10 protein-coding genes are annotated in these 16,381 nt (G+C 61.4%); 5 read left to right on the forward strand and 5 right to left on the reverse strand.

Features of this window, described 5'->3' with window-relative positions; translation table 11 throughout:
• Positions 1–385: 385 nt before the first annotated feature.
• A complete protein-coding gene (gene clpB / locus AC0V6T_RS10825; RefSeq protein ID WP_486126787.1) occupies positions 386–2,962 on the reverse strand; it encodes an ATP-dependent chaperone ClpB in 2,577 nt (858 codons plus the stop codon).
• Positions 2,963–3,184: 222 nt separating this feature from the next.
• Here clpB and AC0V6T_RS10830 point away from each other — a divergent pair, with 222 nt between their 5' ends.
• The 5 genes from AC0V6T_RS10830 to AC0V6T_RS10850 all read left to right on the forward strand — a co-directional run bounded on the left by AC0V6T_RS10830 (position 3,185) and on the right by AC0V6T_RS10850 (position 12,249).
• Positions 3,185–5,407 carry an acylase gene (locus AC0V6T_RS10830; protein ID WP_486126789.1) on the forward strand — a complete coding sequence of 741 codons (2,223 nt, stop codon included), beginning with the start codon at positions 3,185–3,187 and terminating at the stop codon, positions 5,405–5,407.
• A gap of 153 nt (positions 5,408–5,560) precedes the next feature.
• Positions 5,561–8,410, forward strand: a complete 2,850-nt coding sequence (locus tag AC0V6T_RS10835) for a M16 family metallopeptidase (RefSeq protein ID WP_486126791.1) — start codon at positions 5,561–5,563, stop codon at positions 8,408–8,410.
• Between the two features lie 177 nt (positions 8,411–8,587).
• Positions 8,588–8,890 carry a hypothetical protein gene (locus tag AC0V6T_RS10840; protein ID WP_007163246.1) on the forward strand — a complete coding sequence of 101 codons (303 nt, stop codon included), beginning with the start codon at positions 8,588–8,590 and terminating at the stop codon, positions 8,888–8,890.
• 168 nt (positions 8,891–9,058) lie between these two features.
• The gene (locus AC0V6T_RS10845; protein ID WP_486126793.1) at positions 9,059–10,438 is read left to right on the forward strand and encodes an NAD-dependent succinate-semialdehyde dehydrogenase; all 1,380 of its coding nucleotides are present in this window, start codon (positions 9,059–9,061) and stop codon (positions 10,436–10,438) included.
• 206 nt (positions 10,439–10,644) lie between these two features.
• A complete protein-coding gene (locus tag AC0V6T_RS10850; protein ID WP_486126795.1) occupies positions 10,645–12,249 on the forward strand; it encodes a peroxidase family protein in 1,605 nt (534 codons plus the stop codon).
• A gap of 9 nt (positions 12,250–12,258) precedes the next feature.
• Here the strand turns inward: AC0V6T_RS10850 and AC0V6T_RS10855 are convergent, their stop codons facing one another.
• The 4 genes from AC0V6T_RS10855 to gatA are packed head-to-tail and all read right to left on the reverse strand — an operon-like array spanning position 12,259 to position 16,377.
• Complete coding sequence (locus AC0V6T_RS10855; RefSeq protein WP_486126797.1) at positions 12,259–13,245, reverse strand: esterase-like activity of phytase family protein; 987 nt, start codon at positions 13,243–13,245, stop codon at positions 12,259–12,261.
• A complete protein-coding gene (gene gatB, locus AC0V6T_RS10860; RefSeq protein WP_486126799.1) occupies positions 13,246–14,742 on the reverse strand; it encodes an Asp-tRNA(Asn)/Glu-tRNA(Gln) amidotransferase subunit GatB in 1,497 nt (498 codons plus the stop codon).
• Entirely contained in the window at positions 14,735–14,899 is a 165-nt protein-coding gene (locus AC0V6T_RS10865) for a glutamyl-tRNA amidotransferase (RefSeq protein ID WP_486126801.1), read from the reverse strand. The genes gatB and AC0V6T_RS10865 overlap by 8 nt, the downstream gene beginning before the upstream one ends.
• Positions 14,896–16,377: an Asp-tRNA(Asn)/Glu-tRNA(Gln) amidotransferase subunit GatA gene (gatA, locus tag AC0V6T_RS10870; protein ID WP_486126803.1), complete on the reverse strand. Its 1,482-nt coding sequence runs from the start codon at positions 16,375–16,377 to the stop codon at positions 14,896–14,898. Before gatA ends, AC0V6T_RS10865 begins: the two co-directional genes overlap by 4 nt.
• Positions 16,378–16,381: the final 4 nt, after the last annotated feature.

A 16,381-nucleotide genomic window follows, 5' to 3' on the forward strand; every position in this document is an offset into this window, starting at 1 on the left:
CATCTTACCCCATGCACGTTGGTCGATTCCCCGATTTTTGGCGCAGCTCAGCCCCTGCGGTGACGGTTGTGTGCAATAGCGAAGGGGGCATGTAAATGAGACGTTCAGATTACAGCGCGGTTTTTGGCCAGAATCTTGGCCAGTGTTGCGGGAATCACACAGGGCGGAATTCGCATCGTTTAAAAATGCTGCGTCGCAGCATAATAATGATATCGAGCGGGACCGCTTGACGCAATTTTCCACCGCACGCTTAGAATTTGTCACAAAGCCGTCATATCGTTGCGCGCCCGCGCAAGGCTGATTCAAACCGAAATGACAGTCCTGTTACATCGGCACGCGCGGGAGCGATGCGAGCGCCCGCGCGTGCCGATTGATAAGCCTTCGCTCAGACCACGGTCATTTCGAGCGCGCCATCGCCTTCGTCGACCTTTAGCGTGACGCCATCACTCACATTGCCCTGAATCAGCATCTCGGCGAGCGGGTCTTGAAGGTAACGCTGCACCGCGCGCTTCAGTGGACGTGCGCCATAGACCGGATCGTAGCCAACCCGGCCCAGCCAGCGCAGCGCCGCATCGGTGAGCTCGAGCGTGATCTTGCGATCGTCGAGCAGCTTCTGAACGCGCTTGACCTGAATTTCCACGATCGGCGCCATGTGCTCCATCGCGAGACGGTGGAACAGGATGATCTCATCGAGGCGGTTCAGGAACTCGGGACGGAAATGCCCGCGAACCACGTCCATAACCTGGTCCTCGACATCGGCGACCTTTTGATCGTCACCGAGGTTCGAGAGGTGCTGGCTGCCGAGGTTCGACGTCAGGATGATGAGCGTGTTCGAGAAGTCGACCTTGCGCCCCTGCCCGTCGGTCAGATGCCCGTCGTCGAACACCTGCAGCAGCACGTTGAACACATCGGTGTGCGCTTTCTCTACCTCGTCGAACAGCACGACCTGGTACGGACGACGCCGCACCGCTTCGGTCAGCACCCCGCCCTCATCATAGCCGACATAGCCTGGAGGCGCGCCGATCAGTCGTGCGACAGAGTGCTTCTCCATGAATTCGCTCATGTCGATGCGCACCATCGCCTGGTCATCGTCGAACAGGAATTCGGCGAGCGCCTTGGTCAGCTCGGTCTTGCCGACGCCGGTGGGCCCGAGGAACAGGAAGCTGCCCAGCGGACGATTGGGGTCTTGAAGCCCCGCACGCGCGCGGCGGACAGCCTTCGATACCGCCTCGATCGCCTGCGACTGCCCGATAACGCGCTTGCCGATGATGCTTTCCATCTCAAGCAGCTTCTCGCGCTCGCCTTCCATCATCTTGTCGATGGGAATGCCGGTCCAGCGCGAAACGACGCTTGCGATGTCCTCTTCGGTCACTTCTTCGCGCAGCAATGCGTTTTCGGTGAGGTCTTCAGCAGCGGCGAGCTTTTTCTCAAGATCGGGGATCGTTCCGTAGGAAAGCTCGCCCGCTTTCGCGAGATCGCCTGAACGTTGCGCCTGTTCGAGTTCGAGTTTGGCTGCGTCGAGCTCTTCCTTGATCTTGCCTTCGGCTTCGATCTTGTCGCGCTCATTCTGCCAGCGGGTCGTCAGCTCGGACGATTCCTGTTCAAGCTCGGCCAACTCCTTCAGCAGGTTTGCGAGCCGGTCCTTCGAGGCCGTGTCGTCTTCCTTCTCGAGTGCCGATTCCTCGATCTTGAGCTGGATGATCCGGCGGTCGAGCGCTTCGATCTCTTCAGGCTTCGATTCGACTTCCATGCGGATGCGGCTCGCAGCCTCATCCATGAGGTCGATGGCCTTGTCGGGGAGGAAGCGGTTCTGAATATAGCGGTCGGACAGCTTTGCCGCGGCAACAATCGCGGTGTCGGTAATTCGCACGCCGTGGTGAAGCTCGTACTTGTCCTTGATGCCGCGCAGGATGCTGACGGTGTCCTCGACCGTCGGCTCCTCGATATAAACCGGCTGAAAACGCCGCTGGAGCGCGGGGTCTTTCTCGACATACTTCTGATATTCGTCGAGCGTGGTCGCGCCGATGCAGTGAAGCTCGCCGCGAGAGAGGGCAGGCTTCAACAGGTTCGAGGCATCCATCGAACCTTCGCTCGCGCCCGCCCCGATCAGCGTGTGCATCTCGTCGATGAAGAGGATGATATTGCCATCGGCGTGGCGCACTTCGTCGAGGATCGATTTGAGGCGTTCTTCGAACTCGCCGCGATACTTCGCGCCAGCGATCAGAGCGCCCATGTCGAGGCTCATCAGTGTGCGGCCCTTTAAGCTGTCGGGCACATCGCCATTCGCGATGCGCAGCGCGAGGCCTTCGGCAATCGCAGTCTTACCCGTGCCGGGTTCGCCGATGATCGCCGGATTGTTCTTGGTCCGGCGCGCAAGGATCTGGATCGTGCGGCGAATTTCTTCGTCGCGGCCGATGACCGGATCGAGCTTGCCGTCGCGCGCGGCCTGCGTGAGGTCGCGGGCGAATTTTTCCATCGCGTCGTAATTGCTTTCGGCGTTCGCGCTGTCGGCCTTCCGACCGCCGCGCAGGTCCTCGATCGCAGCGTTGAGGCTTTGCGGAGTAACGCTCGCCGCCTTCATCGCCTCGCCGGTTGGACCAGAGGCGAGCGCAAGCGCGGTCAGCAGCCGTTCGACCGTGACATAGGCATCGCCCGCCTTGTCGGCGAGCTGTTCGGCGCTGTCGAGCACGCGAACGGCATCGTTATCCAGCCCAGGCGTCGATTGCGCGCCGCTGCCCGTCACCTGCGGGATCTTGGAAAGACCGATATCGACCGCACTCACCGCAAGGCCAGCCTCCCCGCCCGCGCGCTGGATCAGACCGGCAGCCATGCCCTCCTCATCCTCAAGCAATGCCTTGAGCAAGTGCAGCGGTGTGATACGCTGATGGTTCATGCGGATCGCGACGGTCTGCGCGCTCTGCAGAAAACCTTTTGCGCGATCAGTGAATTTTTCGAGATTCATGGACGTTCCCTCATTCGGATTACCCCCTGAAATGTAGTGTTGCATTTTGGCAACACAAGTGGTTTCAGCGATAATTCTCCCGCCTAGGTGTATTAGTTGGGTAGGTAGGTCCTGCAAACCCCTTTGCAAGACGCCTCTTTTTCGCCTCGGCCCCGCTACTCCTTGACGAAGGGATCAGCCCCCGCAATTGTCGCGTCAAGAGAGAGTGGAGTTATCTGAGCGATGAAATGGCTTAAAGGCGGCGCACTTGCGCTGGTCGTCCTGCTGCTTGCAGCATTTGTCTATCTGGCGACGTGGGAGCCGTTCTCTGCGCTCACCGCAGAGGCGCCCGAATACCGCGAATATTCCGCCGAGATCGTCCGCGACGAATACGGCGTGCCGATGATTTATGGCGAGACCGATGCCGATGTCGCATATGGGGTTGCCATTGCTCACTCCGAGGATGATTTCTTCACGCTGCAGGACGTGATCGCGATGAGCCGCGGGCGCTATGGCGCAATTGCGGGCCAGGACGGGGCTCAATTCGATTTCGCTTACCACCTCGTCGATGCACGCGGCACGGCGGAACGCGAATATCCCGGCCTCCCCGCTGACACACGCGCGCTGCTTGAAGCTTATGCAGTCGGCCTCAACCAATATGCCGAGGAAAATCCGGACGAGGTGAAGTTGGGCAATCTCTTCCCGGTCAACGGCGTCGACATTGCCGCGGGCTTCGCGCTGCGCCAACCGTTCTTCTACGGTCTTGGCAATGTCATCGGCCCACTGGTTTCAGGCGATGAACTGCGCCGCGAATTCGGTCCGGACATTCCCGGTTTCCCGCGCGAAGGCCATTCGCCTGAAAGCAGCGCCCCGGTCGATGAGGCAGAGCCGGGCGGACAGGCCCGCCACGGGCTGGTTCTGCCGTGGGGCGAGGAAGCTGACCACCTTGGCTCCAACGCATGGGCGGTGACGCCGGAGCGTTCGGGCGGGCCCACCACGCTCATTTCCAACTCGCACCAACCGCTGCGCGGCGGGGTCGCCTGGTATGAGCTTGGCGTGCAATCGGGCGAAGGCTGGCACTTTACCGGCGCAAACTTCCCCGGATCGCCCTACCCCTTCCTCGGCCACAACGAGAACCTTGGCTGGACCAACACGGTCAACCGCCCGGACATGGCCGACATCTACGAGCTGGAGGTGAGCGAGGACGGCTCGCAATACATGCTCGACGGCGAATGGCGCGAGCTAGAGGAAATCAGCTTCACCCTGCCGGTCAAGATGGGCCCGATCACCCTGCCCGTCAGCCGCACAATCTATCGCAGCGCACATGGGCCGGTCATCAAGAACGACGACGGCTACTTCGCGATCCGATACGGCGGCATGGGCAGCATCGATCAGCTCGACGCCTATTACCGCATCAACAAGGCATCCAATCTCGAGGAATGGGAAACGCAGATCGCGCGCATGGCGATCCCTTCGACCAACTTCATCTACGCCGACCGCGAGGGCAACATCGCCTATGTTTACAACGCCGCGATCCCGAACCGACCGGAGGACGTGAAGGCGAACTGGCGCGGCATCCTCGACGGGACGCGCTCGGACCTCATCTGGAACGGCCCGGTCGAATATGAGCGCATTCCCAAGCTCATCAATCCGGCATCGGGCTGGATCTACAACGCCAATAACGAGCCCTACACTGCCGCTGGCGAAGGCAGCGACCTGAGCCCGGACGATTTCTCTCCGGTGCTTGGCATCGAGCTCAAGCAAACCAACCGTTCGCGCCGCGCCTATCAGCTGCTTTCGGAAACCGAAGGCCCGCTGACCCGCGCCGAGCTGGAGCGGATCAAGTACGACACCGCCTATGTGCGCGAGAGCTATGTCGATGACCTCTACACCGCGCTTGAAGGTCTGGAGGCCGAGGGTGAGCTTGAGGAAGCGCGTCAGCTTCTGCTCACCTGGGACTTCACCGCCGACAATGTGGGCGCTGCCGATGCGCTCGCGCTCTTGATGATCCGCGATTACATGAGCGCGGAATACAACAACGGCACCGCGCCTGATGTGGCCGAGCACCTTCAGGAAAAGATCGACCACTTGAACACGCATTTTGGCCGGATAGACCCGCCGATGAGCGATCTCTTGCGGCTGCGTCAGGGCGACGTTGACCTGCCTTTAGATGGCGGCTCGGACACACTGCGCGCATCGACCACGTGGCGGATAGACGATGACGGGCGCCTCAGCCTTGTTCACGGCGACAGCTTCATCCAGTGGGTCGAGTGGCCTGCCGATGGAGGCCGTGTGAAATCCGAGAGCATCCAGCCTTTCGGCGCTGCAACGACCCGGCCCGAAAGCCCGCATTACACCGACCAGATGCAGCTTTACGTCGACCACAAGCTGAAGCCGGTGCGATTCTGGGAAGAGGACGTGCGCGCTCACGCCACCAGCACGCGGCGGATTACCAACGCTCGCTAAGGTCTGCTCGCGCTCACCCTCATCGGCGCTCATCTGCGCTTCATCGAAGCGCGACCATTCTAACGCGTGTTAAAGGCTTGATCGAAAAGCCTCCACGGCGCACAACCGCGCGCGTGTCACAACTGGAAGAGACCTGATTAGGGGAGCACATCAATGAAAATCCGTTTTGCCGCAGCAAGTCTTGCGGCGCTTAGTGTCGCGATCGCGGCACCTGTCACACCGGCCTTGGCCGAAGCGCACATGGACGCCAGCGAAGCAAGCGCAGGCGACCTCGAAGAACTCGTTGCGCAAGTTCAAATTCCTTACGAGGAATTCCAGCTCGAAAACGGGCTAACCGTCATCGTCCACGAAGACCGCAAGGCGCCGATCGTTGGCGTTGCCGTGTGGTACAATGTCGGTTCGAAGGACGAGCCCACCGGCAAGACCGGCTTTGCCCACCTGTTCGAGCACCTGATGTTCAACGGATCGGAAAACGCACCAAACGACTATTTCCAGTACCTGCAGGAAATGGGCGCGACCGATTACAACGGCACCACCAATTTCGACCGCACCAACTATTTCCAGACGGTGCCGCGCCCAGCGCTTGAACGCGCGCTGTGGCTGGAAAGCGACCGCATGGGCTATCTGCTTGGCGCGGTGACGCAGGGCAAGCTCGATAACCAGCGCGGCGTCGTCCAGAACGAAAAGCGCCAGGGCGACAACCAGCCCGGTGGCCTCGTCTTCTACGAGATCCTCGAAACGATCTTCCCGGACGGCCACCCGTACCAGCACTCGGTCATCGGCTCGATGGCTGACCTCGATGCTGCATCGATGGACGATGTGCGCGACTGGTTCCGCGACAAGTACGGCCCGAACAACGCGACCCTCGTGCTCGCCGGCGACATCAACGCCGAAGAAGCGCGTCCGCTGGTAGAAAAGTGGTTCGGCCCGATCGCACGCGGTCCAGTGAACACGCCTGCCGCCGCAGACATTCCGACCCTGTCGGAGCCGGTACGCACGGTGATGCGTGACCAGGTCGCTGCGACCTCGATCACGATGTACTGGCCCGCGCCAGGCATCATGAGCGAAGATCTCGTCGCACTGAATGTCGGCACGCAGGTACTCGGCGGCCTCCTGTCGAGCCGCCTCGACGAAGTGCTGGTTCGCGATGAGCAGCTTGCCGTCGGCGTATCGGCCGGCAACTTCGACTTCCAGCGCGTTGGCCTCATCAGCGTCGGCGCAACGCTTAAGGACGGCGTTGAACTCTCCGCGCTCGAAGCTCGCCTCAAGCAGCTCGTCGCCGAATTCATCGTCGAAGGCCCGAGCGAAGACGAAGTGCGTCGCGCTGCTACCAGCGGTCTTGCAGGCACGATCCGGGGCCTTGAACAGGTTGGCGGCTTCGGCGGCAAGGCAGTTGCTCTTGCCCGCGGGGAAGTGCTTGCCGACAATCCCGGCTTTGCTGTTGAACAGCTTGGCCTTCTTGCCTCGATCACGCCTGCCGATGTGCAGGCCGCGATGCAGAAGTGGATGACCAAGCCTGCCTTCACTCTCGTCCTCGAACCGGGTGAGCGCGATGCCGAATACGAAGAAGCGGCCAGCGTCGCAGCAGAGGCCAACGTATCGGAACGCGACCGCGCTTCTGAAGAGCTGACCATTTCGGTTGAGCGTCCGGCCCCGGCGATCGACAGCGTGCCTTCGCTCGACTTCCCGGACCTGATGCGCACCACGCTCGCCAATGGCATGCAGTTGACTTATGCGCAGCGCGACGCGGTTCCTGCGACTTACGTCACCTTGTCGTTCAACGCTGGCAGCGCGGCTGATCCGGCAACCATGCGGGGGCTCGAAAACCTCACGCTTGGCCTGTTCGACGAAGGCACTGCGAGCATGACCAGCCAGCAGATCGCCGAAGAGCGTGAGCGTCTGGGCGTCAACATCTCGACCGGTGGCGGCGATGACCGTTCGACCTTCACGCTTTCGGCGCTGTCGGCGAACCTTGCCCCGTCGCTCGACTTGTTCAGCTCGATCATCCGTGAGCCTGCTTTCAACGAAAGCGATCTCAATCGTGTGAAGGCGCAGACAGTGACCGGCATTCGTGCACAGATGCGCTCGCCAGCTGGCATCGCTCGCCGTGCGCTCGGTGTCGAGCTTTACGGCAGCGACACGCCCTATGGCGGCGTTACCACGATCGAGAGCGTTTCCTCGATCACGCGTGATGATCTGGTCATGTTCAAGGACACCTGGATCCGTCCTGACAATGGTGAAGTGTTCGTGATTTCGAGCCTGCCGATGGACGAAGTCGTCGAACAGCTGAACGCGGCCTTCGGCGACTGGACTGCACCTGACATGGCGAAGGGCGAGAAGGACTTCTCTTCCCTGCCCGATGCAAGCGAAGGCGGACGGATCGTGCTGATCAATCGTCCGAACTCGCCGCAGAGCTTCATCCTGGGTGCACAGATCACGCCGCTCGATGGAAGCGACCCCGCTTACATCGACTTCACCAACGCCAACAACTCGCTGGGCGGCAACTTCCTCGCGCGTCTCAACATGAACCTGCGCGAGACCAAGGGCTGGTCCTACGGTGTTCGCGGCGGTCCGCAGACGCGTGAGAACGCAGTGGTCTATGCGATCTCGGGCGGCGTTCAGGCCGACCGCACGGGCGATTCGGTGGCGGAGATGATCCGCGAGACCGAAGAGTTCCTGACCACCAACGGCGTCACCGATGAAGAGCTTGCTCGCAATGTCGCAAGCGAGATCGGCGAACTGCCGGGCCGCTTCGAAACTTCGGGTTCGGTGCTGGGCGCGATGCAGAGCCTCGCGCTCTACAACCGTCCGGACGACTACTACGAAGGGCTGGTCGAGAAATACACCGCTCAGACCACCGACAGCCTCAACGCGGCTGCACGCGCTGCGCTCAATGCCGGCAACTTCGTGTGGATCGTGGTTGGCGATGCCGAAGTGGTTGCACCGCAGCTCGAACAGCTTGGCCTGCCGGTCGAAACGCGCGAGCTGGAAGGCGGCGAATAAGCGCCGACGCTACGGCTTTGAAGGATTGAGGGCGCGGGGCTTCCCAAGCGGAGCTCCGCGCCCTTATTTTATGCGCCTGATAGTGGTTGAACGCGATAATCTGACGTGTAAAACGGCCACCGACGCTGTGCGGCCGCAAGGGCTCATGGCCACGAATTTCAATTGGGAGACAAATCGATGTCTGAAGTTTCCGGTACCTACAACACCACCGTCAAGAGCCCGATGGGCGACCAGTCGGGCACCTTCACCGTTGTCGATAATGGCGACGGCACTTTCTCGGGCAACATGGCTGGCGGCATGGGTTCGATGGACGTCGAAGAAGGCAAGGTCGACGGCAACAAGCTGTCGTGGAAGATGAACATGACCGTTCCGATGCCGATGACGCTCGATTGCGAAGCCACCGTCGAAGGCGGCACCATCGCTGGCAACGTCAACGCAGGCGCATTTGGCGCAATGCCGCTGACCGGCGAAAAGCAGTAAGCCCAATCGCTTACTGACTGACGCACAGTCTTACAAAAAGGCCGTCGGGGTTTGCGCCCCGGCGGCCTTTTTTGTCGCGGCTTCAAGCCATCCCAGCAGCATTTGGGAACGAAGCCTGCTTTCCGCTCATTACCCTTTCGAACCCCTAACTCCCCCGAAAGGCCCCCGATGAGCAGTATCAAGACAACCAACCCCGCCACTGGCGAAACCCTCGAAGAATACCAGCAAATGTCGCGCGAAGAGGCCTGTGCGAAAGTCGATGCGTGCCACGAGGCGTTCGAAAGCTGGAAACTGAAAAGCCTCGAAGAGCGCGCCGAAGTGCTTCGCGGCCTGGGTCAGGCGCTGCGCGACAACAAGGAAGAACTCGCCCAACTGATGACCGATGAAGTCGGCAAGCTGATCGGGGACAGCCGCGATGAAGTCGAACTGTGCGCATCGATCTGCGACTACACCGCAGAGAACGGCCCGAGCGAACTCGCCGACGAACAGCGCGACCCGAGCAATGCAGGCCGCGGGATCGTCACCTATTCGCCCATCGGCGTCGTCTACGGCATCCAGCCGTGGAACTTCCCGGCCTATCAGGTCATCCGCTACGCGATTGCCAACCTGATGACCGGCAACGGCGTGCTGCTGAAGCACGCATCGAACTGCACCGGCAGCGGGCTCAAGATAGCGGAGATTTTCGAGAAGGGCGGCCTTCCGGCAGACCTCTTCACCGTGCTTGTCATCGACCACGACACTTCAGACGCGATCATCGCACACGACAAGGTGCGCGGCGTCACGCTCACCGGATCGGACGGCGGCGGAAAGCACGTTGCGGAGGAAGCGGGCAAGGTCTTGAAGCCGCTCGTGCTGGAGCTGGGTTCAAATGATGCTTATCTCGTCCTTGAAGACGCCGACATCGACAAGGCAGCCGAAGTTTGCGCCCGCGCGCGTCTCTACAACAACGGCCAGACCTGCATCAACGGAAAGCGCTTTATCGTGACCGACGCCGTCTATGACGAGTTCGTCGAGAAATTCGTCGCAAAGTTCGAAGCCATCAAAATCGGCGACCCCAATTCCGACGACAGCGACATGGGACCGATGGCTCGCACCGACCTTCGCGAAGACGTGCAGGGACAGGTCGACAAGTCGGTCGAAAACGGCGCGACCATCGCCTGTGGCGGTGAGATCCCCGATGGCCCCGGTGCGTATTATCCCGCAACCGTCCTCACCGATGTCGCACCGGGTCAGCCCGCTTACGACGACGAGATCTTCGGACCCGTCGCCAGCGTCATCCGCGCCAAGGATGATGAAGACGCGATGCGCCTTGCCAATGACAGCCGCTACGGCCTTGGCGGCGGCATCCTGTCAGGCGACACCGACCGCGCAATCGAGATGGCGAAGAAGCACTTCGACACCGGCATGATCTTCATCAACACCTATGGCGTTGCAGACCCATCGATGCCCTTCGGCGGGGTGAAGAACTCAGGCTATGGCCGCGAACATGGCGGCTTTGGCGTCAAGGAGTTCGCCAACGTGAAGTCGATCTTCGTCGGCGCAGAATAAGCGTATTTAAGACATGGGATCAGGGCCGCCGGGAGCACACGCTTCCGGCGGCCTTTTTTTGGACTTCCTATCGAATACGTATCGTGAGTTCTGGCAGCTAACTCACTTTACTTCGCTTCTTTCGCCCTCCGATTTGGCTCTACTTCGCATGCCTGCTAAGTTCGACCTGACATGACATCCGGGTCGCAGGCTGGGGAGATGTCAACTTGAACGGGTTTTTGAAATTCGCCTACCGGCTTGCCGCTTTCGTATCGCGGCTGTCACCCGGCCTCGGCCGGGCGATCAACCGGTTCGCTATCGGCCGGCTCGTCAAGGTCACACGCGAGCGACCGCATCCGTGGAGCACGCTCAGCGACCATGTGAGTTGGCGCGGCCTAACCGATCGCAGCTACTCCGCACGGCACCTGCCGCCAGTCGACATCCCGGACCTGCCCGATGCGCAGCGCGTGGGCGATCTGTTCCGCGTGACCGATCCTGCGGGCCAGCGGCTTTGCCCCAAATCGACCTGCCTTTTCCCCGCCTTCGCACAATATCTGACCGACGGCTTCATCCGCACGATGATCTCCAACGATTTCGCGACCGGCGAGACGATGGAGGACCGGCGGCGCAACACATCGAACCACGAGATCGACCTTTGCCCGCTCTACGGCCGCACAATCGAGCAAGTCGTGGCCCTTCGCACCATGTCCGAGGAGCCCGAGCTCAGGGGCAAGCTCAAGTCCGAGATCGTGAACGGCGAGGAGCATCCGCTGCGCCTGTTCCAGCCCGGCGGTAGCGAGTTCAATCCGCTTTTCGTCGACGAAGATGGACAGCCGCTGCTGGATACCCCGCTCGGCATTGATCACACGACGCCAGCCATGCGCGAAACGCTGTTTGCAGTGGGCGGAGACCGGGCGAACGCGGCGCCGCAGGTGACAATGCTCAACACCTTGTTCCTGCGCGAACACAATCGACTCGCCGGCCTAATCGTGGATGCCAACCGCGAATGGAACGACCAGCGTGTCTTCGACGCTGCGAGAGCGTGCTGCATCGTCATGTTCATCAAGATCGTGGTCGAAGAATACATCAATCATATCAACTCCACCCCGCTCGGCCTTGTCGCCGATCCTTCGGGCGCGTGGGACGCGGAATGGAACCGGCCCAACTGGATCACGGCCGAATTCAGTCTGCTTTACCGCTGGCATTCGCTTATCCCTCAGGAAATGGTGTGGGGCGGCGAGGCTCTGCCGGGGGGCGTACTGCGATTGAACAACGCGATCCTGCTTGAGCGAGGCCTTGCCGATGCTTTCGTCGATATCAGCACCAACCGCGCGACCGAGCTGGGTCTGCACAACACTGCGACCTTCCTCATCGACGTTGAGATATCCGCGGTGGAGCAGGCGCGCCTCAACCGGATTGCGCCTTTCGTGCAATATCAGGAGGCCTTCGGGCACGACCGCGCGCGCAATTGGTCGGACATAACGCCAGACTCAGCGTTACGCAGCGAGCTCGAACGGCTGTACGGCGATGTCGATCAGCTCGAATTCTACACTGGGCTGTTTTGTCAGCCGCGCACGCCGGATGGACCCTTGCCGCCGCTTCTGCAGACGATGGTCGCGGTCGATGCGTTCTCGCAGGCGCTAACCAATCCTCTGCTCTCGCGCCATGTCTGGGGCGATCCTGACATTCAGCGGGCGACCTTCACGCCCGAAGGTCTTGCCGCTATCTCGGAGACCAAGACCCTGCGCGATATCCTCAAGCGCAACGCGCCGGGTCTGGGAGATCGTTTCGTGGGAATGACGCGCGAAGGCTGGAAGCGCGGTCAGGAATAGAGACCGCGACTAGGGGGCTACGATCTCGAACTTCATCAGCAGCGTGCGCTGGCTCGACGAGAAGTTGTCGTCGCTCACGAGGTAGAGGAAGGTACGACCAGCTTCCTCGCGCACGGCGAGACCTTCGAAATTATCGGTTGTGAGAGGCGGCGCAAGCGTCATCAATTCGCGGCGCTCGCCTTCGGGCGTGTAGGTGACAATCGCTGCTCGGTTGCCGTTGGCGGGCGACCACGAGCGGAAAAGAACGGCATAAGTCCCATCTTGAAGCGCGTCCGCATCGGTCGGGACGGCGACTAGCTCGATTAGCTCTTGCGGAGGATGCACGGGAAACGGCGAATAGGTGTCGTCAGCGTAGTCGAAGAACTGGCAATTGGCTTGGGTTGGCGCAGCCATCCGCTCGACACAGATCAATTGGCTTTGATTACCCAGCGCGAATGCTTCGATCCCGCTGTTCTCTTCCAGTTCGCCGAATACCGCTTCCGGGTCGAATAGGGTTCGGACAGGGGTGCCGGACAAATCGCCGCCGTAGCTCAATATCCGGTGATTGCGCTCGAAGGAAACGGCCCAGCCGGTCTCCGGATCGTAGATTAGCCCTTCGCTGTCACCGTCTTCCTTGCCGGTCAGAGCTTCGCCGGAGACGCCAAGCAACGGGCCCGTTTCGAGGTCGGCAATTCCCGTCAGCCGCCCGCCATCTTCAACCGGCGTCATCCAGACCCAGCGCGCATCGTCGGTGATGGCAAGCAGCCGCCCGCTTTCTGCATCCCAGCGCAGGCCCGAAAGCCCGCCGATATTCATTCCCATGCGCGGGATATCGAGACCGCCAAGATACTCGAGCTGGCCGATGCGGGTGCGCGAAGGGTCGGCAGGATCGAGCGGCACGGCGACAACTTGCGTGTCACTCGCCTCGCGGTGGTGCGCGAACAGCGCGTAGCCGATGATCACGGCGCACAGCGCAACCGCGATTACGAGAAAGCGACGGCTGCGCGCCGAGTTCATCTAGCCCAGCTTGTCCTTGAGGATCTGGTTCACCACCGCCGGGTTAGCCTTGCCCTTCATCGCCTTCATCGTCTGGCCGACGAAGAAGCCGAAGAGCTTGTCCTTGCCGCCCTTGTACTGCTCAACCTTGTCCTCGTTATTGGCGAGGATATCGTCGATGGCAGCCTCGATCGCGCCAGTGTCGCTGACCTGCTTGAGGCCCTCTGTCTCGGCGATTTCGGCAGGCTCGCGGCCCGCTTTCAGGACGATCTCGAAGATTTCCTTCGCCTGACCGCCGCTGATCTCGCCCTTGTCCTGCATCGCGAGGATGGCAGCCTGACGCTCTGCGGTGGCGTGCTCGACATTGGCTTCGTCACCCAGCGACTTGATCACGCCCGGAGCGACCGAAAGCGCCCAGTTCGCAACCTGCGTCGCGACAGTCTTCTCGTCCTTGCCGGTGGCCTCAGCCGTCGCAGTAAGCAGCGTTTCGAAGCGCGCAAAGGTCTCGACCTCAGCGGTAAGTTCGCGGGCGTTGTAGGGTGTAAGGCCAAGCTCGCTCTCATACCGCGTGCGCTTGGCATCGGGCAGTTCGGGGAGCGAAGCGCGGCATTCTTCGAGGAAATCGTCCTCGAGCACCAGCGGTAGCAGGTCAGGATCGGGGAAGTAGCGATAATCGTGCGCGTCTTCCTTGGAACGCATCGTGCGCGTCGTGCCGGTTGCGACGTCGAAAAGGCGCGTTTCCTGATCGACCGTGCCGCCGCTTTCGAGCACGTCCACCTGACGGTTCGCCTCATATTCGATGACCTGCATGACGAAGCGCACCGAATTGACGTTCTTCGTCTCGGTCCGCGTGCCCAGTTCCTCGCCCGGCTTGCGGACGGAAACGTTCACGTCGGCGCGCATCGAGCCTTCTTCCATGTTGCCATCGCACGAACCAACATAGCGCAAGATCGAGCGCAGCTTGCGCACATAGGCGCCGGCTTCGGCGGGCGAGCGCATGTCGGGGCGCGAGACAATTTCCATCAGCGCAACGCCCGAGCGGTTGAGGTCGACATAGGACATGGTCGGATGCTGATCGTGCATCAGCTTGCCCGCGTCCTGTTCGACGTGGATGCGCTCGATCCCGATGACCTTGTCTTCGGGAATGCCGGTCTTTTCGTCCGCCTCGATCAGCAGCTGCCCCTCGCCCACGAGCGGATGGTACAGCTGGCTGATCTGATAGCCCTGCGGCAGATCGGCGTAGAAGTAATTCTTGCGGTCAAAGCGCGACCACTGGTTGATCTCGGCCTCGATCGCCATGCCGGTGCGCACAGCCTGACGGATGCACTCGCGATTGGGCACGGGCAGCATTCCGGGCATGGCCGCATCGACGAGGCTCACTTGGCTGTTCGGCTCCGCGCCGAATTCGGTGTTGGCGCCAGAGAACAGCTTGGATTTGGAAGTCACCTGCGCATGGACCTCAAGGCCGATCACGACCTCCCACTCGCCGGTTGCACCCTGGATGCGATAATCACTCATCGTTCGTCTCTTTGTCAGAAATCATCTTGCCATCAGGCCCGAACCGCGCCTCGCCATAGTCGACATTCTTGCGCACCCAGTTCGCGACCATGAAGGTCAGCGGAACGGCGAGCATGATGCCGATCCCGGCCAGAATGAGCGGGAAGTCGATGGTCACCACCACTTCTCCGGTGCATGATCGAAGCCTGCGCGCTGCTGGATGGCCAGCCCTGCGTCGAGCACGGTCTGCTCGTCGAAAGGCTTGCCCACCAGTTGCAGCCCGAGCGGTAGGCCATCGGGGTTGAGCCCCGCAGGCACGCTCAGGGCCGGAAGGCCAGCCAGCGATGCAGGAACGGCGAAGACGTCGTTCAGATACATCGTCAGCGGGTCTTCGTTGAGGCTGCCCAGCGGGAAGCTCGCGGTTGGCGTGGTCGGCGCGAGGATCAGGTCGCACTCGCCCCATGCCTGCTCGAAATCGCGGGCGACAAGCGCGCGGACCTTCTGCGCCTGGTTGTAATAGGCATCGTAGAAGCCCGCACTGAGCACATAGGTGCCGATCAGGATGCGGCGCTTGACCTCGTCCCCGAAACCGGCGGCGCGCGTTTCTGCATACATATCCTGCAACCCTGCGCCTTCGGGCAGGTCGCGAAGGCCGTAACGCACGCCGTCATAGCGCGCGAGGTTGGATGAGGCTTCGGCTGGCGCGATGATGTAGTATGCGGGCAGCGCGTATTTGGTGTGCGGCAGCGAGACATCTACGATCTCAGCACCTGCATCCTTGAGCCACGCTTTGCCCTGCTCCCACGAGGCAAGGATCGCCTCGTCGGTGCCGTCCATGCGGTATTCCTTGGGAATGCCGACCTTTTTGCCCTTGAGGTCTGCGCTGAGCGCCGCTTCCCAGTCGGGTACGTCCATCTGGAGGCTCGTCGCGTCCTTCGGATCGAAGCCCGCCATTGCGCCAAGCATGATCGCGCAATCCTCGACCGAGCGCGCCATTGGGCCTGCCTGGTCTAGAGACGACGCAAACGCCACCACGCCCCAGCGCGAGCAGCGGCCATAGGTCGGCTTGATCCCGCAAATGCCGGTGAAGGCGGCGGGCTGGCGGATCGAACCGCCCGTGTCGGTGCCGGTCGCGGCAGGCGCGATGCGCGCGGCAACCGCGCTGGACGAACCGCCCGAGGAACCGCCGGGCGACATGGCCGCGTTGGTCCCCTCCTTGCGCCACGGCGAGGCGACGTTGCCAAAGAACGACGTCTCGTTCGACGAGCCCATCGCGAACTGGTCGAGGTTGAGCTTGCCCAACATGCCAGCGCCTGCGTTCCACAGGTTCTGCGAAACGGTGCTTTCGTATTCGGGCTTGAAGCCTTCTAGGATGTGGCTTGCGGCGGTGGTCTGCACGCCGTGCGACGCGAACAGGTCCTTCATGCCAATCGGCACGCCGCCCATTGCTCCCAGATCCTCGCCCTTCGCGCGCTTTGCATCCACTGCATCGGCAGCGGCGAGTGCGTGGTCGGGCGTGGTCACGATGAAGGCGTTGAGTTCAGCCGCGCTGGCGACCGCGGCGTTGAAGCTTTCGGCCACTTCGCGCGCGGTGAAATCTCCGCCGGCAACGCCGTCGCGGATGGCTTTGACACCAAGATTTGTGAGGTCAGTCATGTGC

The organism is Erythrobacter sp. S158 (assembly GCF_057364915.1).